Source organism: Pseudomonas ficuserectae, from assembly GCF_024584585.1.
Classification (GTDB): Bacteria; Pseudomonadota; Gammaproteobacteria; order Pseudomonadales; family Pseudomonadaceae; genus Aquipseudomonas; species Aquipseudomonas amygdali.
In genome coordinates this window covers 768,392-791,648 of the sequence record NZ_CP085684.1, presented here as the reverse complement: position 1 = coordinate 791,648, position 23,257 = coordinate 768,392, and the positions used below count along the sequence as shown (strand labels likewise).

Genomic DNA, 23,257 nt, shown 5'->3' with positions numbered 1-23,257 from the left:
GCAGCTTCAGAGCAGCGACTTGACGCGCAATTCCTTGGGCATGGAGAACGTGATGTTCTCCTCGCGACCGGCGAGTTCATCCGCACCGGTGGCGCCCCAGGCCTGCAATTGCTGGATCACACCACGCACCAGAACTTCCGGAGCCGACGCACCCGCGGTGATGCCAATACGCTCGACGCCTTCGAACCAGCCTTGTTGCATGTCCTCGGCACCGTCGATGAGGTACGCCGGAGTCGCCATGCGCTCGGCCAGCTCGCGCAGGCGGTTGGAATTGGAGCTGTTCGGACTGCCCACTACCAACACCACGTCACACTCGTCGGCCAGTTGCTTGACCGCGTCCTGACGGTTTTGCGTGGCGTAGCAGATGTCGTCCTTGCGCGGCCCGCCAATGGCCGGGAAGCGCTTGCGCAACGCGTCGATCACCCGGCTGGTGTCATCCATCGACAAGGTGGTCTGGGTCACGAACGCCAGGGAATCAGGGTTGCGCACCTGCAGGCTGGCGACGTCCTCTTCGTCTTCGACCAGATAGATCGCGCCGCCATTGCTGGCGTCGTACTGGCCCATGGTGCCTTCGACTTCCGGGTGACCGGCGTGGCCGATCAGGATGCACTCGCGGCCGTCACGGCTGTAACGGGCGACCTCGATATGCACCTTGGTCACGAGCGGACAGGTGGCATCGAATACTTTCAGGCCACGGCCAGCTGCTTCGGTACGCACCGCCTGGGAAACACCGTGGGCGCTGAAGATGACAATGACGTCATCCGGCACCTGGTCCAGCTCTTCGACGAAGATCGCACCACGAGAGCGCAGGTCTTCGACGACAAATTTGTTGTGAACGACTTCATGGCGCACATAAATCGGCGGACCAAACACTTCCAGAGCGCGATTGACGATTTCGATCGCGCGGTCCACTCCGGCACAAAAGCCGCGGGGGTTGGCGAGTTTGATTTGCATGCTGTGCCTCATGGTTGGTACGGGCAGCCCGGCCTGGGCCGGGCTTGATGGCGAAGGTCAGGAAGCCAGAATCGCCTTCACTTCGAAGATTTCCACTTCAAAGCTCAGTGTCTTGCCTGCCAGCGGGTGATTGAAGTCGATGGTGACCTGATCATCATCGAAAGCCTTCACCACGCCGGGCAATTCGGTGTTGGCGGCGTCGTTGAAGATCACCAGCAACCCTTCGGACAGTTCCATTCCCACAAACTGCGAGCGTGGCATGATCTGCACGTTTTGTGGGTTGGGCTGACCAAAGGCGTTTTCCGGCGGAATTTCCACGGTCTTACGATCGCCCGCCTTGAAGCCGAAAATCGCCATTTCGAAACCGGGCAACAGGTTGCCGTCACCAACTTTGAACGTGGCCGGGGCCTTTTCGAAGGTGCTGTCGACGGTATCGCCGTTTTCCAGACGCAGGGCGAAGTGCAAGGTGACCTGCGTATTCTGACCGATGCGCAGCTCGCCAGACGAGCCTTGAGTCGAAGACTGCTCAGTCATTGACGGTTTCTCCGGTTTTCTTGCTCTTGAACATATCCAGCGCCAGCATGATTGCGCCGACAGTGATCGCGCTGTCAGCGACATTGAACGCCGGGAAGTACCAGCGGTTCTGCCAATGGACCAGAATGAAGTCGATCACATGGCCCAGCACAATACGGTCGTATAGGTTGCCCAGTGCGCCGCCAAGTACCAACGCCAGTGCAACAGCCAACCATGTATCGTCGCGCCCCAGACGCTTGAGCCAGACGACCAGCACGGCACTGACCACAATGGCGATCAGGGCAAACAACCAGCGCTGCCAGCCGGCACCGTCTGCCAGAAAACTGAAGGCAGCACCGGTGTTATAGGCCAGGGTCCAGCTGAAGAAGTCCGGAATCACAATGATCTGTTGGTACAGGCTCAAGGCGTTCTCGAAGTAGTACTTGCTGGCCTGGTCAATGACCAGAACCAGCACGCTCAACCACAGCCAGGCCAGACGGCCAAACGAGGTGTCAGGCATAGTGACGGACCTCGCCTGCACCGCTGATGTTGTCTACGCAACGGCCGCAGATTTCCGGATGCTCAGGGTTTACCCCCACATCCTCGCGATGGTGCCAGCAACGGGCACACTTGGCGTGGCTGGACTTGAGCACTTTGAGTTTCAGGCCCGCGACCTCGGTAACCACCGCATCAGCCGGAGCAGACACCAATGGAGCAACGCTGGCAGTCGAAGTGATCAGCACGAAGCGTAGTTCGTTGCTCAGCTTCGACAGATCGGCGACCAGCGAATCTTCAGCGTACAGGGTCACTTCGGCCTGCAGGTTGCCGCCAATGGCCTTGGCCGCGCGCAGGTTTTCCATTTCCTTGTTGACCGACGTCTTCACCGCCATGATCCGTTCCCAGTAGGCGCGGTCCATTTCGAAGTCGGCAGGCATTTCAGTCAGGCCTTCATACCAGGTGTTGAGCATCACCGATTCGTTGCGCTCGCCCGGCAGGAACTGCCACAGCTCGTCGGCGGTGAACGCCAGGATCGGCGCGATCCAGCGTACCAGCGCTTCGGAGATGTGGAACAGTGCGGTCTGGCAGGAACGACGCGCGGTGCTGTCGGCAGCCGTGGTGTACTGACGATCCTTGATGATGTCCAGATAGAACCCACCCAGCTCCTGCACGCAGAAGTTGTGGATCTTCGAGTACACGTTCCAGAAGCGGTATTCGCCGTAATGCTCTTGCAGTTCGCGTTGCAGCAGCAGCGTGCGATCCACGGCCCAACGGTCCAGCGCGAGCATTTCTTCGGCCGGCAGGATGTCGGTTGCCGGATTGAAGCCCGACAGGTTGGAGAGCAGGAAGCGCGCAGTGTTGCGGATACGACGGTAAGCATCGGCGCTACGCTGCAGGATCTGGTCGGAAACCGCCATTTCGCCCGAATAGTCAGTCGCCGATACCCACAGGCGCATGATGTCCGCACCCAGCGAGTCGTTGACCTTCTGCGGTGCCACTACGTTGTTCAGCGACTTGGACATCTTGCGGCCGTTCTCGTCGACCACAAAGCCGTGGGTCAGCAGCTCGCGATACGGTGCGTGATCGTCCAGCATGCAACCGGTCAGCAGCGACGAGTGGAACCAGCCACGGTGCTGGTCGGAACCTTCCAGGTACAGATCGGCACGTGGACCGCTTTCATGGCCCATCGGATGCGAACCGCGCAATACGTGCCAGTGCGTGGTGCCCGAGTCGAACCAGACGTCCAGGGTGTGGGAGATCTTGTCGTACTTGGCAGCCTCGTCACCCAGCAGCTCGCTGGCGTCCAGCTTGAACCAGGCTTCGATGCCCTCTTTCTCGACACGCTGCGCCACTTCTTCCATCAGCTCGACGGTGCGTGGGTGCAGGTCGCCGCTTTCCTTGTGCAGGAAGAACGGAATCGGTACGCCCCAGTTGCGCTGACGCGAGATGCACCAGTCAGGACGGTTGGCGATCATTGAATGAAGACGCGCCTGGCCCCACGCCGGAACGAACTCAGTGTCTTCGATGGCCTTGACCGCACGCTTGCGCAGGGTCTCGCCGCTTTCTGGCTGTTTGTCCATGCCCACGAACCACTGCGCGGTGGCGCGGTAGATCAATGGCGATTTGTGGCGCCAGCAGTGCATGTAGCTGTGGCTGATGGTTTCGGTGTCCATCAGGCTGCCGACTTCGACCAGCTTGTCGATGATGTTCTGGTTGGCCTTGAAGATGAACTGGCCACCGAAGAACTCCAGCGATTCGACATACACGCCGTTGCTCTGCACCGGGCTGATGATGTCGTCGTTGCTCAGGCCGTACTGCTTGCAGATATTGAAGTCGTCTACGCCATAGGCAGGCGAGGAGTGAACGATACCGGTGCCGGCACCCAGCTCGACATAGTCAGCCAGATAGACTGGCGACAGGCGGTCGTAGAACGGGTGGCGGAAGTTGATCAGTTCCAGCGCCTGACCGGTGGTGGTCGCGATGACCGTGCCTTCCAGCTTGTAACGGGCCAGACAGCTTTCGACCAGTTCGGCGGCCAGTACCAGCAGTTTGTCGCCGACATCGACCAGCGCGTATTCGAACTCGGGATGAACGTTCAGCGCCTGGTTGGCAGGGATCGTCCACGGTGTGGTGGTCCAGATCACGATGGAGGCAGGCTTGCCCAGCGCGGGCAAGCCGAACGCCGCCGCAAGTTTTGCCTCATCGGCGATCGGGAACGCGACGTCGATGGTCGAGGACTTCTTGTCCTGATACTCGACTTCGGCTTCAGCCAGTGCCGAGCCGCAATCGAAACACCAGTTGACCGGCTTGAGGCCCTTGAAGACGAACCCGCCCTTGACCATCTCGGCCAGCGCGCGGATTTCCCCGGCTTCGTTGGCGAAGTTCATGGTCAGGTATGGATTGCTCCAGTCGCCCAGCACACCCAGGCGGATGAATTCTGACTTCTGGCCTTCGATCTGCTCGGACGCATAGGCGCGGCACAGCTCACGCGTACGGTCTGCGGAGAGGTTCTTGCCGTGGGTCACTTCAACCTTGTGCTCGATCGGCAGACCGTGACAGTCCCAACCCGGCACGTACGGGGCATCGAAGCCCGCCAGGGTCTTGGAACGCAGGATCATGTCCTTGAGAATCTTGTTGACCGCATGACCGATGTGAATATTGCCGTTGGCGTACGGAGGACCGTCGTGCAGGACGAACTTGGGACGATCCTTGCCAATCTCGCGCAGCTTCTGGTACAGGCCAATGCTGTCCCAGCGCTGCAGAGTTTGCGGCTCGCGCTGGGGCAGGCCGGCCTTCATAGGGAAGGCGGTGTCCGGAAGGTTTAGCGTGGCTTTATAGTCAGTCATTTCAGGCTCTTGTTTAGCGGTTAGCCATGCCAATGGGCACGGGCGGCGGCGACGTCCGCATTGATCGCCGTCTTGAGCGCCTCCAGTGAGGCGAAACGCTGCTCATCACGCAGCTTGTGGTGGAAAGCCACCGTCAAACGCCGGTCGTAAAGATCGCCGGCAAAATCCAGAAGGTGCACTTCAAGGTGGGCACTGCCATCACCCGCTACCGTCGGACGCACACCGATGTTGGCGACCCCCGGCCAGGTTTTGCCATCGATTTCGGTGCTGACCAGGTAAACCCCGCTCAACGGCACACGACGACGCTTGAGTTGCACATTGGCGGTGGGCGTACCCAATTGACGCGCCAGCTTCTGACCATGCAATACCCGTCCAGTGATCTGGAACGGACGACCAAGCATGCGTTCGGCCAGGGCAAAATCCGACGCAGCCAAGGCCTTGCGTACCTTGGTACTGCTGACCCGGATGCCATCTATTTCAACGGTCTGCGCCGCTTCTACAGTAAATCCGTACGTCGTGCCGGCCTGTTGCAGGAAGTCAAAATCGCCGACCCGGTCAAAACCGAAGCGAAAATCGTCGCCTACTTCTAGGTGTTGAACGCCGAGGCCGTCGATCAGCACGGTTTCGACGAAACTCGCGGCACTCAGCTTGCACAGTCGCTGATTGAAGGACAGGCAAAGTACCCGGTCAACGCCTTCGGCACTTAGCAGCTCGATTTTGTCACGCAGTCGGGCCAGACGTGCCGGAGCGGTCTCGGGAGCGAAGAACTCACGCGGCTGCGGCTCGAAAATCACCACACAGCTGGGCACACCCAATTCGACGGCACGCTCGCGCAGACGCGCCAGGATAGCCTGGTGGCCGCGGTGAACGCCGTCGAAATTGCCAATCGTGGCGACGCAGCCCCGATGTTCGGGGCGCAGGTTGTGAAGGCCTCTAACCAGCTGCATAACGCACTTCTTGCTCATAAAGTGGCCGATTATAACCACACACGGCCGTGGGCGACAGGCAACACACCAAGACCGGATGAAGGTTCTTGGCGTGGCCCCAGAAAACAACGATCAAACCGGGCCTACATAATGGCCTTGCGGGCGAAATCCCTTAGGCGAAAGCCCAGCAACAGAAGCATGGCGAAGTAAGTCACGACACCCGCCGCAACCAGCGCACCCAGACGCAGAAAGCGCTCCAGCATATGACCTTCGTCCCACGCCGGCATGACGTGCATGAGCCCGAGCAGCACAGCCGACATCACCGCAACAGCCACCACCAGCTTAAACAGAAACACCGTCCAGCCAGGTTGCGGCTGAAACAGATCCTGTTTGCGCAACTGCCAGAACAGCAACCCGGCGTTGATACACGCCCCCACACTAATGGCCAGCGCCAGACCGGCATGTTGCAAGGGCACGATGAAGGCCAGGTTGAGCAACTGAGTCACTATGAGGGTGAAGATCGCGATTTTCACCGGGGTGCGGATATTTTGTTGGGCATAAAAGCCGGGAGCCAGCACCTTGATCAGGATGATCCCCAGCAACCCGACTGAATAGGCAACCAGAGCACGCTGGGTCATGGCTGAATCAAGCGCATCGAATCTACCATACTGGAACAACGAAACGGTCAACGGCTCGGCGAGCAACCCCAGCGCCAATGTGCAAGGCAGGACCAGCACGAAACACAGTCGCAGCCCCCAGTCGAGAATCCGCGAATATTCCTGACGATCGCGCTGCGCGTAGGTTTTCGACAGGATCGGCAGCAGGATCGTACCCAGCGCAACACCCAGTACGCCGGAGGGTAATTCCATCAGACGGTCGGCGTAGTACATCCATGACACCGAACCGGCGACAAGGAACGAGGCAAATATCGTATTGATGATCAGAGAAATCTGACTGACAGAAACGCCAAGGATGGCGGGCAGCATCTGTTTCATTACGCGCCAGACGCCGGTATCACGCAGATTCAGGCGCGGCAGCACCAGCATGCCGATCTTTTTCAGGTGTGGCAGCTGGTAGAGCAGCTGTAGCAGGCCGCCGACCAGCACCGCCCAGCCCAGCGCCATGACCGGGGGATCGAAGTACGGGGTCAGAAACAGCGCGAAGAAAATCATGCTGACATTGAGCAGCGTCGGCACGAACGCAGGCACCGAGAAACGGTTCCAGGTATTGAGGATCGCCCCGGCCATCGATGACAGGGAGATCAGCAATATATAAGGAAAGGTCACCCGCAGTAGGTCCGAGGTCAGCGCAAACTTCTCCGGGGTGTCGACAAAGCCGGGCGCGGTGGCCCATATCACCCAAGGTGCAAAGACCACCCCGAGCAGCGTTACCAGCGCCAGTGCCAGGGTCAGCAACCCGGTAACGTAAGCGACAAAGGTGCGGGTCGCCTCCTCCCCTTGCTGGCTCTTGTATTCCGCCAGGATAGGCACGAACGCCTGGGAAAAAGCGCCCTCTGCGAAAATCCGGCGCAGCAGGTTGGGCAGTTTGAAGGCGATGAAGAACGCATCGGTGGCCATTCCGGCTCCGAAAGTGCGCGCGATGATGGTGTCGCGAACAAAGCCCAGAACCCGGGAAACCATGGTGATAGAGCTTACGGCGGCGAGTGACTTGAGTAGATTCATTGAAAGAGTTGTGCGCCTTGGCAAAGGATGGGCGATTAAGCCCGCCATTTATGCGATACTTCGCGCCGCAAAAACGCCCGAAGCAAAGGCCGCGAGTTTACAGGTCACAGGCCGGAAATAAATCCTCCGGTCAAATGTAGCAACCACTCAGCGGAACACCTTAACTGCCCTTGACAAGACTTCAACTCATCGGCATGATTCGCGGCCTATTTTGTTTGCTATTTCACAAAGTCTTTCGAGGAGCTCGACGGTGGCCAACACACCTTCCGCCAAAAAACGTGCAAAACAGGCTGAGAAGCGTCGCAGCCACAACGCCAGCCTGCGTTCCATGGTTCGTACCTACATCAAGAATGTAGTTAAAGCCATCGACGCAAAAGACGCAGAAAAAGCGCAAGCCGCTTATGTTCTGGCTGTTCCTGTTATCGACCGTATGGCCGATAAAGGCATCATCCACAAGAACAAGGCTGCTCGCCATAAAGGTCGTCTGAACGGTCACATCAAGGCTCTGAGCCTTGCTGCTGCAGCCTAAGCGACCCGCTTGTTAAAAAACCGACCTCAGGGTCGGTTTTTTATTGCCTGCTGGAAAGTAGCCGGTGCAACGGAACTTGTGACGCAGAGCGTCACGACAGGCATTCCCACGCTGGAGCGTGAGGAACGGCAATTCAACTATCGTGCGACGCTCCGCGTCGGCATGCCGTTCTGGACGCTCTGCGTCCACCCCTGAGCCACATCAAGGCGCGGGCGCGGTTGTCCATGGCAGGATCGGAATGGCGGTCACGGCATTCTGCGGACTGCCCTCAATGACCCGGTCGCTATAGACCAGGTACACCAGCGCGTTGCGCTTCTTGTCGAAGAAGCGCACCACCTGCATGGTCTTGAAGACCAGCGACGTACGCTCCTTGAAGACCTCATCGCCATCCTTGAGGGTTTCCTTGAAGCGGATAGGCCCGACCTGACGACAGGCAATGGACGCCTCGGCACGGTCTTCGGCCAACCCCAGACCACCCCTCACGCCACCGGTCTTGGCGCGCGACAGATAGCACGTCACACCGTCGACCTTGGGATCGTCAAACGCCTCGACCACGATGCGGTCGTTTGGCCCGACCATCTTGAACACCGTCGACACCTGACCGATCTCTTCAGCCGAGACCAACACCGGCATCAGCAACGCGGCCGCCAACAAACCTTTCATGAAGCGCATCAAATAGTCCTTTTTTGCAGCCTCGAGTCAGACGAGGATCAGGTTATCCCGATGAATCAGCTCAGGCTCGGCCATATAGCCCAGCTCACGCACGATGGATTCGGAAGAGTGACCAATGATTTTCTGGGCTTCGATGGCACTGTAGTTGCTCAGCCCACGAGCGATCTCGCGACCGTCCGGGGCGACGCATACCACCATCTCGCCACGCCGGAAACTGCCCTGCACCAGCTTGACACCCACCGGCAGCAGACTTTTCTGATCCTTGGCCAGCGCCGCAACAGCGCCATCATCCAGCACCAGCGTACCGCGGGTCTGCAGATGCCCTGCCAGCCACTGCTTGCGCGCCGCGAGCATGCCGCGCTCGGGAGACAGCAATGTACCCAAACGCTCGCCACCCTTGAGCCGCGCCAGCACACGCTCGATGCGCCCACCGACGATGACAGTATGCGCACCGGAACGCGCCGCCAGACGCGCAGCGCGCAATTTGGTCTGCATACCACCGCGCCCCAGTGCGCCACCTGTACCACCGGCCACAGCATCAAGCGCCGGATCATCGGCGCGCGCTTCGTGAATGAGTTGTGCATCCGGGTTGTTGCGCGGATCAGCGTCGAACATGCCGTCGCGGTCAGTCAGGATGACCAACAGATCAGCCTCGACCAGATTGGCAACCAGCGCCGCCAGCGTGTCGTTATCGCCAAAACGGATTTCGTCGGTGACCACTGTATCGTTTTCGTTGATGACCGGCACAACCCCAAGCTCGACCAGCGTGCGCAGGGTACTGCGGGCATTGAGGTAGCGCTTGCGGTCCGACAGGTCGTCATGGGTCAGCAGAATTTGCGCGGTATGCCGGCCGTGCTCGGCAAAACTCGATTCCCACGCCTGCACCAAGCCCATCTGACCGATGGCCGCAGCAGCCTGGAGCTCATGCATGGCGCTGGGTCGAGCCGTCCAGCCAAGACGGCTCATACCGGCAGCCACCGCCCCGGAAGACACCAGCACCAGCTCGACACCCGCCTCATGCAGCGCCACCATCTGCTCCACCCAAACACCCATGGCGTTGCGATCCAGCCCCTTGCCATCCGCGGTCAGCAAGGCACTGCCAATCTTCACAACCCAGCGCTGGGCGCCCGTCACTTTGCTGCGCATCTTCTTCCAACCTTAGCCAGAGATTTTCAAATTCAGGATACAAAAACGCCGCTGACAATCGTAGCGGCGTTCAAGTTTACTTCAAGCGATCAGTCACGGACGTAAATGATTTCCGGACCGTCTTCATCGTCCACATCTTCTTCGTCCCAGTCATCGTCACCAATGTCATGCACGCTCTTCACGCCGCTGCGACGCAGTGCACGCTGGTCATCCAGCGCCTGCAACTGAGCACGGGCTTCGTCTTCGATGCGCTGATCCAGCTCGGCCAGCTCTTCAGCATAACCAGGCTCCTCGGCGATACGCTGGCTGCGCTCTTCGAGGTAACGCATGATGTCGCGAGTCAACTGCTCGGTGCCTTCTTTGGCAATCGCAGAGATCACGTAAACAGGGCCGGTCCACTCCAGACGATCAACGATCTCCTGCTTGCGCGCTTCCTGCTCCTCTTCGAGGATCTGGTCACACTTGTTCAGCACCAGCCAGCGATCACGCTCGGCCAGCGACGGGCTGAATTTTTCCAGCTCGTTGACGATCACTTCGGCGGCATCCGGAGCACTGCTTTCATCCAGCGGCGCCATATCGACGAGGTGCAACAGCAGGCGGGTACGCGCCAGATGCTTGAGGAAGCGAATCCCCAGACCGGCACCATCGGATGCACCTTCGATCAGACCTGGAATGTCGGCCACCACAAAGCTCTTCCAGCGATCGACACTGACAACACCCAGGTTTGGCACCAGCGTGGTAAATGGATAGTCGGCGACTTTTGGCTTGGCAGCGGATACCGAGCGAATGAAGGTGCTCTTGCCAGCGTTTGGCAAGCCCAGCAAACCAACATCGGCCAGCACTTTCAGCTCAAGCTTGAGATCACGCTGATCACCCGGCTTGCCCGGCGTGGTCTGACGCGGAGCACGGTTGGTACTGGATTTGAATCGAGTGTTACCCAGACCGTGCCAGCCGCCCTGGGCGACCATCAGGCGCTGACCGTCTTTAGTCAGGTCACCGATGATTTCCTGGGTAGTGGCGTCGATGATGGTGGTCCCGACCGGCACACGCAGTACCAGCTCCTCACCCTTGCGACCCGTGCAGTCTGCGCTGCCGCCATTGGAGCCGCGCTCGGCATCGAAGTGACGGGTATAACGGTAGTCGACCAGCGTATTCAGGTTGACGTCGGCGACCATGAAGATCGAGCCACCATCACCACCATCACCACCGTTCGGACCACCGTTTTCAATGAATTTTTCGCGACGGAAGCTCATGCAACCGTTGCCACCGTCACCGGCTTTTACTCGAATGGATACTTCATCTACAAATTTCATAACGCACGCCTCCCGCCACAGGGACGAGCAGAACCACATAAATTACATAAGACTCTTGCAAAAATGAGCGTTGCGATACCGATCAGAAACCAGCGACCCCAGGGGTCAACATCACAACAGCCCGCACAAACAGTTTTGCAAGAGACTCACCTGCCTCTCTACCTCTACAAACAAAAAAGCCCCGTCGCAAGACAGGGCTTTTAAGCAACTGCGTGATTACGCTGCGGAGACTTCAGTCTTCGGAACGATGCTCACGTAGCGGCGACCGAAGGCGCCCTTGACCTGAAACTTGATCACGCCTTCCACTTTCGCGAACAGGGTGTGATCCTTACCCATGCCAACGCCGTAGCCAGCGTGGAATTGGGTACCGCGCTGACGCACGATGATGTTGCCAGGAATGATAGCCTGGCCGCCATACATCTTCACGCCAAGGCGTTTGGCTTCTGAGTCGCGCCCGTTACGGGTACTACCACCAGCTTTTTTGTGTGCCATGAGTCAATTCTCCAAATGAGGATTAGGCTGAATTAAGCCTGAATACCTGTGATTTTGATCTCGGTGTACCACTGGCGGTGGCCCATACGCTTCATGTGGTGCTTACGACGACGGAACTTGATGATACGAACCTTATCGTGACGACCTTGCGAAACCACTTCAGCCACAACGGTAGCGCCAGCAACAACTGGAGCACCGATGTTGACGTCGTCGCCATTGCCAACCAGCAGAACGCGGTCGAAAGTGACGGATTCGCCAGTAGCGATTTCCAGTTTTTCAATTTTCAGGTATTCACCTGGGGCGACTTTGTACTGCTTGCCACCGGTAACAATTACTGCGTACATGGTATTTCTCCGAAAATCCTGCTCACCCAGCTCTTTATAAGAAGAGTATCGGCTGGCATGGCTGCATGGGGCTGGAACGGCCCGTTTGCATTGCGTAAGGCAGGTGCTGCCCAGGAAAGTTAGGGTGCGCGATTGTACGCAAGGCATTCGTGTGTTGCAAGAGGCGGGTCGTCATACCTTGACACGCTCTACCCCGCGACCTAGCATGCGGCGCAACCTATCCGGAGCACGTGTCGCTGATGCAACCCCAAGCCTTCTATCGCGCGGTGGCGGACGACTTTAGTGCCGTTGACCTTATCATCAAAAAGCAACTGACGTCGCGCGTACCGCTGGTCTCAAAAATCGGTGATTACATTACGTCGGCAGGCGGCAAGCGTCTGCGTCCGTTGCTGGTACTGCTGTGTGGCAAGGCGCTGGGCCGCGAAGGCGATGACCTTCGCCTGCTGGCCGCCACCATCGAATTCCTCCACACCGCAACCCTGCTGCATGACGACGTCGTCGACATGTCCGGCATGCGTCGTGGCCGATCCACCGCCAACGCGCTGTGGGGCAATGCGCCCAGCGTGCTGGTCGGCGACTTCCTGTATTCGCGCTCGTTCGAAATGATGGTCGAACTGGGCTCGATGGAAGTCATGAGAATCCTGTCCAAGGCGACCCGTATCATTGCCGAAGGCGAAGTGCTGCAGTTGTCGAAGATTCGCGACGCCAGCACCACTGAAGAAACCTACATGGAAGTGATTCGCGGCAAGACAGCCATGCTGTTCGAAGCCTCGACTCACAGTGCCGCAGCCCTGTGCAACGCACCAGAGGTACAGAGCGAAGCGCTGCGCACCTTCGGCGACCATCTGGGCGTGGCTTTCCAGCTGGTCGATGACTTGCTGGACTACCGTGGCGATGCCGAAACCCTGGGCAAGAACGTCGGCGACGACCTTGCCGAAGGCAAGCCTACCCTGCCGCTGATCTACACCATGCGTGAAGGCAGCCCGGAGCAGGCCGCGCTGGTTCGTCAGGCGATCCAGAAAGGTGGTCTGGAAGATCTGGAAAGCATCCGCAATGCTGTGGAAAGCGCTGGAGCGCTGGACTACACCGCACAACTGGCCCGTGACTATGCCGCCCGCGCGATCGCCTGTCTGGATGCCCTGCCGCCCAGCGAGTACCGGGATGCATTGGTCGAGCTGAGCGAGTTTGCGGTCGCCCGCACACACTGACAGCCATCGCAGCCGAAAAGCCCGTCCAGCGTGACGGGCTTTTTTATTACCTGCGCACAACGCCCATCGCGCTCAAGCACCTTCAGTGTGTGTAGCCAGCAAGTTTCTCCTGCATGAAATCCAGAAAACACTGAATCCTCAACGCAAGTCGCGAATTGCGGTAGTACACGGCATGAATCGGCTGACGATAGCCACTGTTGGCGCCCTTCAACAGACAGACCAGCCGCCCCTCGCGCAGGTCATCATTGGTCATGAAGTCGGAAAGACAGGCGATTCCCACGCCCTCCAGCACCAGATGGCGCAAGGTGTCACCGCTGGATGCCGAAATGGCAGGCTTGATGGACAGGCGATCGCCCTCAGCGTGGCGCAACGGCCATTGATTGAGAGATTCCACGTGTGTGAAACCCACCAATACGTGTTGCGCCAGATCTTCTGCGGTTTTCGGGGAGCCGTGGCGTTGCAGGTAAGCCGGGCTGGCGACGATATTCAGCAGGCAACTGCCCAGCGAGCGGGCATGCAGGGTTGAGTCAGGCAGCACGCCGATTCGAATGGCAATATCGGTGCTCTGCTCAAGCAGGTCGATGAACCAGTCATCACTGTTGAGTTCCAGTTCGATATCCGGGTAACGCTGACGAAACTCCGCCACATGCGGCACGATGCAATGCAGCATGAACGGTGATGCGGCATTGATACGCAAGCGGCCAGCGGGCGTCTGCCGGGAGGAAGAGAGCCTTTCTTCCAGGCTTTCCATCTGCTCAAGAATATGGCGGGCCCGTTCCAGAAAGAACTTGCCCTCCTCGGTCAGGTCCATGCGCCGCGTCGTGCGGTTGATCAGCGTGGTTTCAAGCTTGGCTTCCAGACGTGACAGGGTACGGCTGACACCGGAGGGCGTCTGGCCCATTTTCTCTGCCGCCGCGGAAATCGAACCGCTTTCGATGACCGAGACAAACACCTGCAATTCATCAGATCTGGCTTTCACTGTTGTCCCCTGCTCAACGCTCAGAGGATATTAGCGCTGTTCAGTGCAAAGGTTGTGCTTACTGCGCACCAAACACTTTGCCCAAGTGAGCCTCGTAACGCTGCACATCCGCTTCGATATTCGGCATTTTCATCACGTCCACTGCCAGAAACGTCGGCAGCCCGGTCATACCCAGAAACTCGTTGGCCTTGTGAAACGGGAAGTACACCGCGTCGACGCCCTTGGCCTCGAAGAAATCAGAAGCGTCATCGAAGGCTTTCTGTGGCGCATTCCAGGTCGCGGAAATCATGTATTGCTTGCCCTGCAGCAAGCCACCGCTGCCATACGTCTGCGACGCATCCGAACGGGTGCGGCCGTCATTGGCGTACAGGCTGCCGTGCCCTTCGGTGAACACTTCATCAATGTATTTTTTCACTGTCCACGGCGCCCCCATCCACCAGCCAGGCATTTGCCAGACGATGACATCGGCCCAGAGAAACTTCTGCACTTCCTCGGCCACGTTGTAACCGCCGTCAATGAAGGTTTCCTTCACATCAAAACCGGCACGGTCCATGAACGCCACTCCAGCCTGATGCAGGGTTGCGTTGTAACGACCATCGGAGTGCGCGAACTGCTTGCCGCCGTTGAGGAACAATACTTTTTTCATGGCTGATCTCTCGCTACCCGACCCCGCCCGTCTTGAGGCTGAGATGGAGGTGATTAATGGATGAGCCGAGAGTAAAGAGATGTGCGCCCGTGAGTAAGACAGCGAAGGGCAAAATACTCTTGCTTCACAGTCACGAATGGCGTTAAGACTATTGAGAAAAATGCCTGAGCGGATGAAGACAGGTTTACCCCATCAGGCTCAACCCTTTATCAGCAGGTGCAGCCCTAACAGCCCCATGCCGATGAAGAACACGCGCTTGAACAGCGCCGCGCTGATTCGCTGACGCAGCCACTGCCCCAGCAGCATGCCCAACAGGGCTGGCATCAGCGCCAACGTGGATGCGCCCAGTTCTGCGCCGCCCAGCGCACCGTTCCACGACAAGCCCGCTGCCAACGCCAGCGTGGAAACAGTGAAGGACAGCCCCAGCGCCTGCACCAGTTGATTGCGTTCAAGCCCCAAAGCCTGCAAATAAGGCACCACGGGAATCACGAACACGCCGGTGGCCGAAGCGACAACCCCGGTAATAAGGCCGCACAACGGCCCCAGCCAGCGCTCTTTGGCGGCCGCGACCCTGAAGGTCGGCAGCAACAGCCCGCTCAATGCATAAAGAAACAGCGCACCGCCCAATGCTCGCGTCATCGAATGACTGCCGCTCATGCCAAGCCAGAAAGCCCCGGCCAGAGTGCCGATGAGAATCATGCCCAGCATCGGCCATAGCCGCTTCATCAGCGGTCGCAGGTTTCCGCCCGTCGCCAGTTGCCAGACGTTGGTGAAGGTCGATGGAATGATCAGCAGCGCCGCAGCCTGCGCCGGCAGCATGGCCAGCCCCAGTAAGCCCATCGCTACAGTGGGCAGGCCGAGGCCAATGACACCTTTGACCGTGCCGGCCAGCAGAAAAGTGCCGATCACCAGCGCCGAAAGGCCCCAGCCGAGGGTTTGATAGAAGTCGAGAATTGAGTGCATGGCATCCCTGCCCAGGTCGATAAAAAGTGGGGCCTAACGTTTGTCAGACCGCTCGCGCAAATAGGCCAGCACGTCCATTTGGTTGCCGGCGAATTCGATACGCGCAGCTTTATGTTCGCGCTGATAAGCGTACATCGGGTCGTAATATTCGCCGAGCAGGCCCTCGATCCAGCCCCTGTGCAGATCAACCTTACCGCTGCGCTGTTGCTCGTCCAGCGCTGCCTGCATAAGGCCGGACAAGCGTTGATGACGCTCGCCGCCCAAGCGTTTGTGAATGTTGTTCAGGCTCTGCAATAGACGCTCAGCGAACAGGCCAAAGCCCTGCTCTTCGCCCTTGACGGTGATGAACTCTGCGCAGAGGTTGATCACATAGTCGTCGAGAATGCGCTCGACGCGGTTCTCGAAGCTGTCTTCCAGCCAGACCATCGGGCAGCCTTGCATTGCTTGATGAAGCTCCAGCGGCACGTTGCAACTGCCGACCAGACGGCTTTCATCTTCCACAACGAATTGTTCGATACCGGCTGCGCGCTTCTTGAGCAAATCGATGGCCAGCCGGTTCTCGAAGTCGATCTGCGCCGGCTGCCCGGTGGCACGCTTGCCGAAGCTGGAGCCGCGGTGATTGGCGATGCCTTCCAGGTCCAGGCTGTTGCGCAGTTGCGTCAACACTTCGGTCTTGCCCGTGCCGGTCATTCCGCCGAGCACGACGATCTCGCATTCGCTCACTGCCTCGTGCAGGATATCCAGCAGGAACGTGCGCATCGCCTTGTAGCCGCCAATGATGCGCGGGTAGTCGACCCCGGCATCCTTCAGCCAGCGCTGGACCGTCTGCGAGCGCAGGCCGCCACGAAAGCAGTACAGGTAGCCATCCGGATTCGCCCTGGCGAACTCGACCCACGCATTGACGCGTTCATCCTTGACCTGACCACAGACCAATTGATGCCCAAGCTGGATAGCGGCGTCCTGGCCGTGTTGCTTGTAGCAGGTGCCGACCTTCTGCCGCTCGATGTCGTTCATCAGCGGCAGGTTGATCACACCAGGAAAAGCCCCCTTGGAAAACTCCACCGGAGCACGAGCGTCCATCATCGGCACGTCGTTGAGAAACAATGCGCGGTAGTCGCTGCTGTTGTCGGCCATCAGAACACCTCGACGGCGTGGGTCTGTCGCTCACGCAGGGTGCCGATAGGGTTGAGCAGCAGGCCCAGTTCGGCAGCCACCGTCAGAAACTCCGCCTCACCTTCAGGGCTGACCGCGACCAGCAGACCGCCGCTGGTCTGTGGGTCGCACAGCAGGTCGCGCTGGGCCTCGCTCAGCGCAGCGATCCTGTCGCCATAGCTTTCAAAATTGCGCAACGTGCCGCCCGGCACACAGCCCTCGGCAATGTAATGCTCGACGCCGGGCAGGCGCGGTACAGCGGCGTAATCCAGACGAGCGGTCAGGCCTGCACCATCAGCCATTTCAACCAGATGCCCGAGCAGACCGAAGCCGGTGACATCGGTCATTGCCAGCACCCCGGCCAGCTTGCCGAAGCGACTGCCCGGCTTGTTCAAGGTGCACATCCAGTCCCGCGCCAGACCGATGTCTTCATCGCGCAATTTCGACTTTTTCTCGGCAGTAGTGAGAATGCCAATGCCCAATGGCTTGGTCAGGTACAGCGTGCACCTCGCCTGGGCGGTGTCGTTGCGTTTCATGTGCTTTTTCTGCACCACGCCAGTTACAGCCAGACCGAAGATCGGCTCCGGCGCATCGATGGAGTGCCCGCCCGCCAGAGGAATACCGGCAGCGTCGCAGACTGCACGGCCACCGCGAATGACTTCACGAGCGACCTCGGGTGGCAGCACGTTGACCGGCCAGCCGAGAATGGCGATGGCCATCAGCGGATCGCCGCCCATCGCATAGATATCACTAATGGCATTGGTCGCGGCGATACGGCCGAAGTCGAACGGGTCATCGACGATAGGCATAAAGAAGTCAGTGGTCGAGACCACGCCGCGCTCGTCATCCAGCGCATAGACCGCTGCGTCATCACGCGAAGCATTGCCAACCCAGAGCTTGGGGTCGAGGTTCTGAGCGCCGCTGCCAGCGAGGATCACGTCCAGCACCTTGGGGGAAATCTTGCAGCCACACCCTGCTCCATGACTGTACTGGGTCAGGCGGATTGGCTCATTCATTGCGACACTCTCGGTTACTGGGAAACAGGCTGTGGAGTCTAGGGGCTGTTCCCTTATCAGCGCAAACCGCGTCGTGCGCCGATCGTGCACTCGGGCGATGAATCTGCCGAACTGGCCTTTCTCGCCATGCCTCTTATAATCCCCGCGCATCACCACCGAATTCTGTGAAGCGCCGCCTGCTCGTGCTGGCGGGCGTCACGTTATCCTTTTTCCGCTATTGAACCGGAGAACCTCCATGCTCAAGCGTACCCTGGCGCTCGCCGCCGGCCTTGCCCTGTCCTTCTCCGCCCTGACCAGCCACGCTGCCGACACCCTGCGCGTCTCGGCCATTCCCGACGAAGCGCCCACCGAACTGCTGCGCAAGTTCAAGCCGCTGGGTGCCTATCTGGAACAACGACTGGGCATGAAAGTCGAGTTCGTTCCGGTCGCCGATTACCCGGCAGTGGTCGAAGCACTGGCCACTGACCGGCTCGACATGGCCTGGCTGGGCGGCTTCACCTTCGTTCAGGTCAACCTCAAGACCGGTAACGCCGTGCCGCTGGTACAACGCGAGCAGGATGCGAAATTCACCAGCAAATTCATCACCTCCGACCCGAACGTGAAAACCCTGGCGGACCTCAAGGGCAAGACGTTTGCCTTCGGCTCGGTGTCGTCGACATCCGGCAGCCTGATGCCGCGTTATTTCATGCTCAAGGAAAACATCAAGCCGGAAACGTTCTTCAGCCGCGTCGCCTATTCCGGCGCGCATGACGCAACCGCTGCCTGGGTTCAGGCGGGCAAGGTCGATGCGGGCGTGCTCAACGCCAGCGTGTGGGACAAACTGGTCGCCAGCGGCAAGGTCGACACCAGCAAGGTTCACGTCTTCGAAACCACGCCAACGTATTTCGACTACAACTGGACTGTACGCGGCAGCCTCGACCCGGCGCTGGCGGCGAAGATCAAACAGGCCTTCCTTGACCTTGACCCGGCCAACCCGGAGCAGAAGGCAATCCTTGATCTTCAGGCTGCCAGCCGCTTCATCGAGACCAAGCCCGAGAACTACAAAGGCATCGAAGAAGCCGCACGCGCTGCCGACCTGCTGAAATGACCTTGCGTCTGTCCGGCATCGAGCTGCGCCACAGCGACGGCACACTGGCGTTGCGCGGTCTTGATCTGAACATCGCTGGTGGCGAGCGGGTCGCGATCATCGGGCCCTCGGGTGCGGGCAAGACAACGCTGCTCAATCTGCTGGCCAGCGCGTTGCCGCCCAGTGCCGGACAACTGGAAGTGCTGGGGGCTGATCCCTGGCAGCTTTCCAGCAAACGCCGCCAGCGCCTGCGTAGCCGCATTGCGCTGATCCATCAGGCACCGCCGTTACCCGCGCGCCAGCGGGTCATCACTGCGGTGTCGGCGGGCAAACTTGGTCAATGGGGGCTGGGCAAAAGTCTGCTGAACCTGCTGCACCCACTGGACGTTTCTGGCACCCGCGAAGTGCTGGCACGTCTGGACCTCGCGGACAAACTGTTCGAGCGCTGCCAGCAGTTGTCTGGCGGGCAGCTGCAACGCGTTGGCATCGCCCGCGCCTTGTATCAGGCACCTGAACTGCTGCTGGCCGACGAGCCGGTTTCGGCGATGGACCCGCGTCTGGCCGATCACACCCTTGCGCTGTTATGCCAGCACGCCATCGAGCACCACGTGACGCTGGTCGCCAGCCTGCATGCGGTGGAGCTGGCGCTGGCGCACTTTCCGCGAATCATCGGGGTGCGCGACGGGCAAGTTCACTTCGACCTCGCCGCAAACGAGGTCGACCGGCAGCATCTCGACACCCTGTATGCCAATGAACAACTGAGCCCTCAGCCTGCCCCGGATGTGTCTGAAACACCCTGGACGCCGCGATGCTGACTCAGGATCAGCGCGACCCGGCGGCAACGCCACGCCTGTTGCTGACGCTGCTGGCGGTCGCCCTGCTCTGGCCGGGCATTCGTCTGGCCGAACTGAATCCGCTGGTACTGCTGCAAGCCGATAATGCGCGGACGATGGGCAGCTTTCTCGCTGGGTTCTGGCCTGTGGCGCACTCTGCAGAATTCCTCGGGCTGTTGCTGGAGGCGACATTGCAAACGCTGGCTATCGCCACGGCTGGCATCGCCCTTGCTCTGCTGCTGGCTGTACCGGCAAGCCTGCTCGCCAGCAAGGCGCTGTCCCTGTCGGCCGCCTCACGCGGCGGGCGTCCCGGCTGGCTCGGCCAATGCCTGCGCTGGCCGGTACGCGGCGTGTTGATCTTCCTGCGCAGCGTGCCGGAAATCGTCTGGGCGCTGTTGTTCGTGCGCGCGGTCGGCCTGGGTCCGACCGCGGGCGTACTGGCAATCGCCATCACTTACGCAGGCATGCTCGGTAAGGTATACGCCGAGATTTTCGAATCGGTGGACCAACGCCCGGCCCACGCCCTGCTTCAATCGGGCAGCGGACGCCTCGCCGCGCTGGCTTACGGCATCCTGCCCAGTGCGGCAGCCGAATTGACGTCCTACACTGTGTACCGCTGGGAGTGCGCCGTGCGCGCTTCGGTGGTCATGGGTTTCGTCGGCGCAGGCGGACTGGGTCAGCAGATCGACCTGTCGATGCGCATGTTCGCCGGTGACGAAGTGGCGAGCATGCTGCTGACCTTCCTGCTGCTGGTGCTGCTCGCCGACCAGCTCAGCCGCCTGCTGCGCAGGCAGTTCACATGAAGCGCGCAGGCAATCTGCTGCTGGTGCTGGCGATGATTAAGGCAGTGATCGCATCGTTTATGTACCTCGGCCTCGACCTCTTCACCCTGGGCAGTCATGACAACCTGACGCAGATGGGCCGTTATGCATTGCGCTTCATGAGCCCGGACCTCAGCAGTGAGCATTTGCAGGCAATCGGCCAGGGCGCTCTGGAAACGCTGGCCATGTCGGCACTTGGCACCTTGCTGGCTGCCATCGCAGGTTTGCTGCTGGCATTGCCCGCTGCCGGTCGCTTGGGCTGGCCGTTGCGCAGCGTGAGTCGCCTGCTGCTCAATGCACTGCGTGCCATTCCGGAACTGGTGTGGGCCGTGTTGATGGTGCTGGCTGCCGGGCTCGGCCCCAATGCAGGCACGCTGGCGCTGGCACTGCACACCACGGGCGTTCTGGGCCGTCTGTTTGCCGAAGCGCTGGAAAACACCGCGCCCGAGCCCGCCGCTGCCATTCGCCTGCAAGGCGGTAGTGCCTGGCAGGCATTCGGCTATGGCACCCTGCCCAACCTGTGGCCGCAGTTGCTGGCCTACACGCTGTACCGCTGGGAGAACAACATTCGCATGGCCAGCGTGCTGGGTTTTGTCGGCGCGGGCGGTCTGGGGCAGATGCTGTATGTCAGCCTCAGCCTGTTTCAGGAAGCGCAGGCCAGTACCGTGATTCTGGCGATGCTGATTCTGGTGTTCGCCGTCGACGCGTTGAGCAGCTGGAGCAGACAGCGCTGGGTGCGTAACTGAGCAGATCTCAGAAAGCAAAACGCCACGACCCTGAAGCTCAGGGCCGCGGCGTGATCAGCAGCGTGACTCAGTAGCCCAGCGACAACCCGGTGTTGCGACGCGGGTCGTTGGCACCGTAGAAGCGGTTGTTACCGACCGGTTTGCCGCCCAGCGAAGGCGCGCCGACCAGAATCGCTGCCACATGATTGAGTGGCTGCGGACCGGCAAACTTGTGGCCCCAGCTCTCAAGAATCTTCAGCGTGTCGGGGCTGACCGCGAAGGTATCGATGTTGGTCGCCTCAGGCTGCCATTGCTGGTGGAAACGCGGCGCATCCACGGCTTCCTGAATGTTCATGCCATAGTCGATGACGTTGAGCATGGTCAACAAGGTCGCGGTAATGATGCGACTGCCGCCCGGCGTGCCGACAACCATTACGGCCTTGCCATCCTTGGTGACGATGGTCGGGCTCATCGAAGACAGCGGCGTCTTGCCCGGCGCGATGGCGTTGGCTTCGCCCTGCACCAGACCATACATGTTGGGCACGCCGACCTTGACGGTGAAGTCATCCATTTCGTCGTTGAGAATCACACCGGTCTTGCTGGCCATCACGCCCGCGCCGAACCAGTTGTTCAGGGTGTAGGTCACCGAGACCGCATTGCCCCATTTGTCGACGATCGAATAATGGGTGGTGTTGCTGCCTTCGTGCGGCGCGACGCCCGGTTTGATCTTGTTCGAGTCGCCAGCCTTTTGCGGCTCGATGGCCTCACGCAGCTTGGCCGCGTACTTGACGTCCAGCAGGTGCTCGACCGGGTTCTTGACGAAATCGGGGTCGCCCAGATAGCTGTTGCGGTCTACGTATGCATGACGCATGGCTTCGATCTGATAATGCATACCCTGCGCCGAGCGGAAGCCCAGCTCTTTCATCGGGTAGCCCTCGAGGATGTTCAGAATCTGGCAGATGACCACGCCACCGGAACTTGGAGGTGGCGCTGACACCACGTGGTAGCCACGGTAGTCGCATTCGACCGGAGCCAGCTCGCGGGTCTTGTAATGATCGAGGTCGGCCTGGGTGATGATGCCCTTGCCAGCCTGGCTTGAATCGACCAGCGCCTTGGCGACCCAGCCCTTGTAGAAACCATCGCTGCCCTTGTCGGAGATTTCTTTAAGAGTCTTGGCCAGGTCTTTCTGCACCAGCTTCTGACCGACCTGCATCGGCTCGCCCTTGTCGAGGAAGATCGACCCGGAATCAGCCATATCTGCCTTGAACACCTCCGTGGCGCTCGACAGCATGTCGACATCGCCCTGACCCAGCACAAAGCCCTCCTCGGCCAGCTTGATCGCCGGGGCGATAACTTCTTCGCGTTTGCGGGTGCCGTACTTGCTCAGGGCCATTTCCATGCCGGACACGGTGCCCGGCACGCCAACGGCCAGATGACCTTTGGCACTGAGATCAGGAATGACCTTGCCGTCCTTGTCCAGGTACATGTTGGCCGTCGCGGCCAGAGGTGCCTTTTCGCGGAAGTCGAGGAAAGTCTTGCGCCCGTCCGCCAACTGGACGGTCATGAAGCCGCCGCCACCGAGGTTACCGGCCGCAGGATAGACCACCGCCAGCGCGTAACCGACCGCTACAGCCGCATCGACGGCGTTGCCGCCAGCCTTGAGCACATCGACACCCACATGGGTAGCCAGGTGCTGAGCCGTCACGACCATGCCGTTTTCGGCGGCAACCGGGGCTTGTGATGCAGCAAATGAGGGGGAATAAGCGACGATCAATGCCGTCGCTATCAGCGATCTGGCGAGGGGTTCGAACTTCATGGTCGATCTCTTCTTTTTCTGAGTCAGGGACGTTTGATGAGTGGAGCGCCAGCCTCCAGGCGAGGATGCGGCGCTTCTCGTCGAAGCGTACCGAGCATCCCTGCGCTGATCTGACGA

General features: G+C 59.8%; 23 protein-coding genes. 6 read left to right on the top strand and 17 right to left on the bottom strand.

Annotated elements, in window-relative coordinates; translation table 11 throughout:
- Positions 1–6: 6 nt before the first annotated feature.
- The 6 genes from ispH to murJ all read right to left on the bottom strand — a co-directional run bounded on the left by ispH (position 7) and on the right by murJ (position 7,419).
- The gene (gene ispH, locus LJU29_RS03565; RefSeq protein ID WP_004659634.1) at positions 7–954 is read right to left on the bottom strand and encodes a 4-hydroxy-3-methylbut-2-enyl diphosphate reductase; all 948 of its coding nucleotides are present in this window, start codon (positions 952–954) and stop codon (positions 7–9) included.
- 57 nt (positions 955–1,011) lie between these two features.
- Entirely contained in the window at positions 1,012–1,488 is a 477-nt protein-coding gene (locus LJU29_RS03560) for an FKBP-type peptidyl-prolyl cis-trans isomerase (RefSeq protein WP_002551981.1), read from the bottom strand.
- Positions 1,481–1,987: a signal peptidase II gene (gene lspA, locus LJU29_RS03555; RefSeq protein WP_004667306.1), complete on the bottom strand. Its 507-nt coding sequence runs from the start codon at positions 1,985–1,987 to the stop codon at positions 1,481–1,483. Before lspA ends, LJU29_RS03560 begins: the two co-directional genes overlap by 8 nt.
- The gene (gene ileS / locus LJU29_RS03550) at positions 1,980–4,811 is read right to left on the bottom strand and encodes an isoleucine--tRNA ligase (RefSeq protein ID WP_257111656.1); all 2,832 of its coding nucleotides are present in this window, start codon (positions 4,809–4,811) and stop codon (positions 1,980–1,982) included. The genes lspA and ileS overlap by 8 nt, the downstream gene beginning before the upstream one ends.
- Positions 4,812–4,831: 20 nt before the next feature.
- Positions 4,832–5,758, bottom strand: coding sequence for a bifunctional riboflavin kinase/FAD synthetase (gene ribF, locus LJU29_RS03545; protein WP_257111655.1), 927 nt, complete (start codon positions 5,756–5,758; stop codon positions 4,832–4,834).
- 122 nt (positions 5,759–5,880) lie between these two features.
- The gene (gene murJ / locus LJU29_RS03540; protein ID WP_005758509.1) at positions 5,881–7,419 is read right to left on the bottom strand and encodes a murein biosynthesis integral membrane protein MurJ; all 1,539 of its coding nucleotides are present in this window, start codon (positions 7,417–7,419) and stop codon (positions 5,881–5,883) included.
- Between the two features lie 250 nt (positions 7,420–7,669).
- On the opposite strand from murJ, the gene rpsT reads away from it, so the two are divergent.
- Positions 7,670–7,948, top strand: a complete 279-nt coding sequence (gene rpsT / locus LJU29_RS03535; protein WP_003344603.1) for a 30S ribosomal protein S20 — start codon at positions 7,670–7,672, stop codon at positions 7,946–7,948.
- A 201-nt stretch (positions 7,949–8,149) separates the two neighbouring features.
- Here the strand turns inward: rpsT and LJU29_RS03530 are convergent, their stop codons facing one another.
- From LJU29_RS03530 to rplU, 5 genes are all read right to left on the bottom strand, one after another.
- Positions 8,150–8,620: a CreA family protein gene (locus LJU29_RS03530; protein ID WP_003318791.1), complete on the bottom strand. Its 471-nt coding sequence runs from the start codon at positions 8,618–8,620 to the stop codon at positions 8,150–8,152.
- A gap of 27 nt (positions 8,621–8,647) precedes the next feature.
- The gene (proB, locus tag LJU29_RS03525) at positions 8,648–9,766 is read right to left on the bottom strand and encodes a glutamate 5-kinase (RefSeq protein WP_057423385.1); all 1,119 of its coding nucleotides are present in this window, start codon (positions 9,764–9,766) and stop codon (positions 8,648–8,650) included.
- 89 nt (positions 9,767–9,855) lie between these two features.
- Positions 9,856–11,079, bottom strand: a complete 1,224-nt coding sequence (gene cgtA, locus LJU29_RS03520) for an Obg family GTPase CgtA (protein ID WP_002551973.1) — start codon at positions 11,077–11,079, stop codon at positions 9,856–9,858.
- A 216-nt stretch (positions 11,080–11,295) separates the two neighbouring features.
- The gene (gene rpmA / locus LJU29_RS03515) at positions 11,296–11,571 is read right to left on the bottom strand and encodes a 50S ribosomal protein L27 (RefSeq protein WP_002551972.1); all 276 of its coding nucleotides are present in this window, start codon (positions 11,569–11,571) and stop codon (positions 11,296–11,298) included.
- Positions 11,572–11,603: 32 nt separating this feature from the next.
- Positions 11,604–11,915 carry a 50S ribosomal protein L21 gene (rplU, locus tag LJU29_RS03510; RefSeq protein WP_002551971.1) on the bottom strand — a complete coding sequence of 104 codons (312 nt, stop codon included), beginning with the start codon at positions 11,913–11,915 and terminating at the stop codon, positions 11,604–11,606.
- 239 nt (positions 11,916–12,154) lie between these two features.
- On the opposite strand from rplU, the gene LJU29_RS03505 reads away from it, so the two are divergent.
- Complete coding sequence (locus tag LJU29_RS03505; protein WP_004659642.1) at positions 12,155–13,123, top strand: polyprenyl synthetase family protein; 969 nt, start codon at positions 12,155–12,157, stop codon at positions 13,121–13,123.
- Between the two features lie 82 nt (positions 13,124–13,205).
- Here LJU29_RS03505 and LJU29_RS03500 read toward each other — a convergent pair whose 3' ends face one another.
- The 5 genes from LJU29_RS03500 to selD all read right to left on the bottom strand — a co-directional run bounded on the left by LJU29_RS03500 (position 13,206) and on the right by selD (position 17,879).
- The gene (locus tag LJU29_RS03500) at positions 13,206–14,102 is read right to left on the bottom strand and encodes a LysR family transcriptional regulator (RefSeq protein ID WP_005746377.1); all 897 of its coding nucleotides are present in this window, start codon (positions 14,100–14,102) and stop codon (positions 13,206–13,208) included.
- 58 nt (positions 14,103–14,160) lie between these two features.
- The gene (gene mdaB / locus LJU29_RS03495) at positions 14,161–14,748 is read right to left on the bottom strand and encodes an NADPH:quinone oxidoreductase MdaB (RefSeq protein ID WP_005733829.1); all 588 of its coding nucleotides are present in this window, start codon (positions 14,746–14,748) and stop codon (positions 14,161–14,163) included.
- 198 nt (positions 14,749–14,946) lie between these two features.
- A complete protein-coding gene (locus LJU29_RS03490) occupies positions 14,947–15,711 on the bottom strand; it encodes a sulfite exporter TauE/SafE family protein (RefSeq protein ID WP_054076518.1) in 765 nt (254 codons plus the stop codon).
- 33 nt (positions 15,712–15,744) lie between these two features.
- Positions 15,745–16,845: a tRNA 2-selenouridine(34) synthase MnmH gene (gene mnmH, locus LJU29_RS03485; protein WP_057454489.1), complete on the bottom strand. Its 1,101-nt coding sequence runs from the start codon at positions 16,843–16,845 to the stop codon at positions 15,745–15,747.
- Positions 16,845–17,879: a selenide, water dikinase SelD gene (gene selD / locus LJU29_RS03480; protein WP_257111654.1), complete on the bottom strand. Its 1,035-nt coding sequence runs from the start codon at positions 17,877–17,879 to the stop codon at positions 16,845–16,847. Before selD ends, mnmH begins: the two co-directional genes overlap by 1 nt.
- 235 nt (positions 17,880–18,114) lie before the next feature.
- Here selD and LJU29_RS03475 point away from each other — a divergent pair, with 235 nt between their 5' ends.
- Genes LJU29_RS03475 through phnE form a run of 4 tightly spaced genes read left to right on the top strand, consistent with a single transcriptional unit; the run spans position 18,115 to position 21,345 of the window.
- A complete protein-coding gene (locus LJU29_RS03475) occupies positions 18,115–18,966 on the top strand; it encodes a putative selenate ABC transporter substrate-binding protein (RefSeq protein ID WP_057434141.1) in 852 nt (283 codons plus the stop codon).
- The gene (locus tag LJU29_RS03470; RefSeq protein ID WP_257111653.1) at positions 18,963–19,760 is read left to right on the top strand and encodes a phosphonate ABC transporter ATP-binding protein; all 798 of its coding nucleotides are present in this window, start codon (positions 18,963–18,965) and stop codon (positions 19,758–19,760) included. Before LJU29_RS03475 ends, LJU29_RS03470 begins: the two co-directional genes overlap by 4 nt.
- The gene (locus LJU29_RS03465) at positions 19,754–20,581 is read left to right on the top strand and encodes a PhnE/PtxC family ABC transporter permease (RefSeq protein ID WP_257111652.1); all 828 of its coding nucleotides are present in this window, start codon (positions 19,754–19,756) and stop codon (positions 20,579–20,581) included. The genes LJU29_RS03470 and LJU29_RS03465 overlap by 7 nt, the downstream gene beginning before the upstream one ends.
- Positions 20,578–21,345, top strand: coding sequence for a phosphonate ABC transporter, permease protein PhnE (gene phnE, locus LJU29_RS03460; RefSeq protein WP_257111651.1), 768 nt, complete (start codon positions 20,578–20,580; stop codon positions 21,343–21,345). Before LJU29_RS03465 ends, phnE begins: the two co-directional genes overlap by 4 nt.
- Before the next feature lie 67 nt (positions 21,346–21,412).
- Here the strand turns inward: phnE and ggt are convergent, their stop codons facing one another.
- On the bottom strand, positions 21,413–23,140 hold the full coding sequence (gene ggt / locus LJU29_RS03455) for a gamma-glutamyltransferase (RefSeq protein WP_005777773.1): 1,728 nt from the start codon (positions 23,138–23,140) through the stop codon (positions 21,413–21,415).
- Positions 23,141–23,257: the final 117 nt, after the last annotated feature.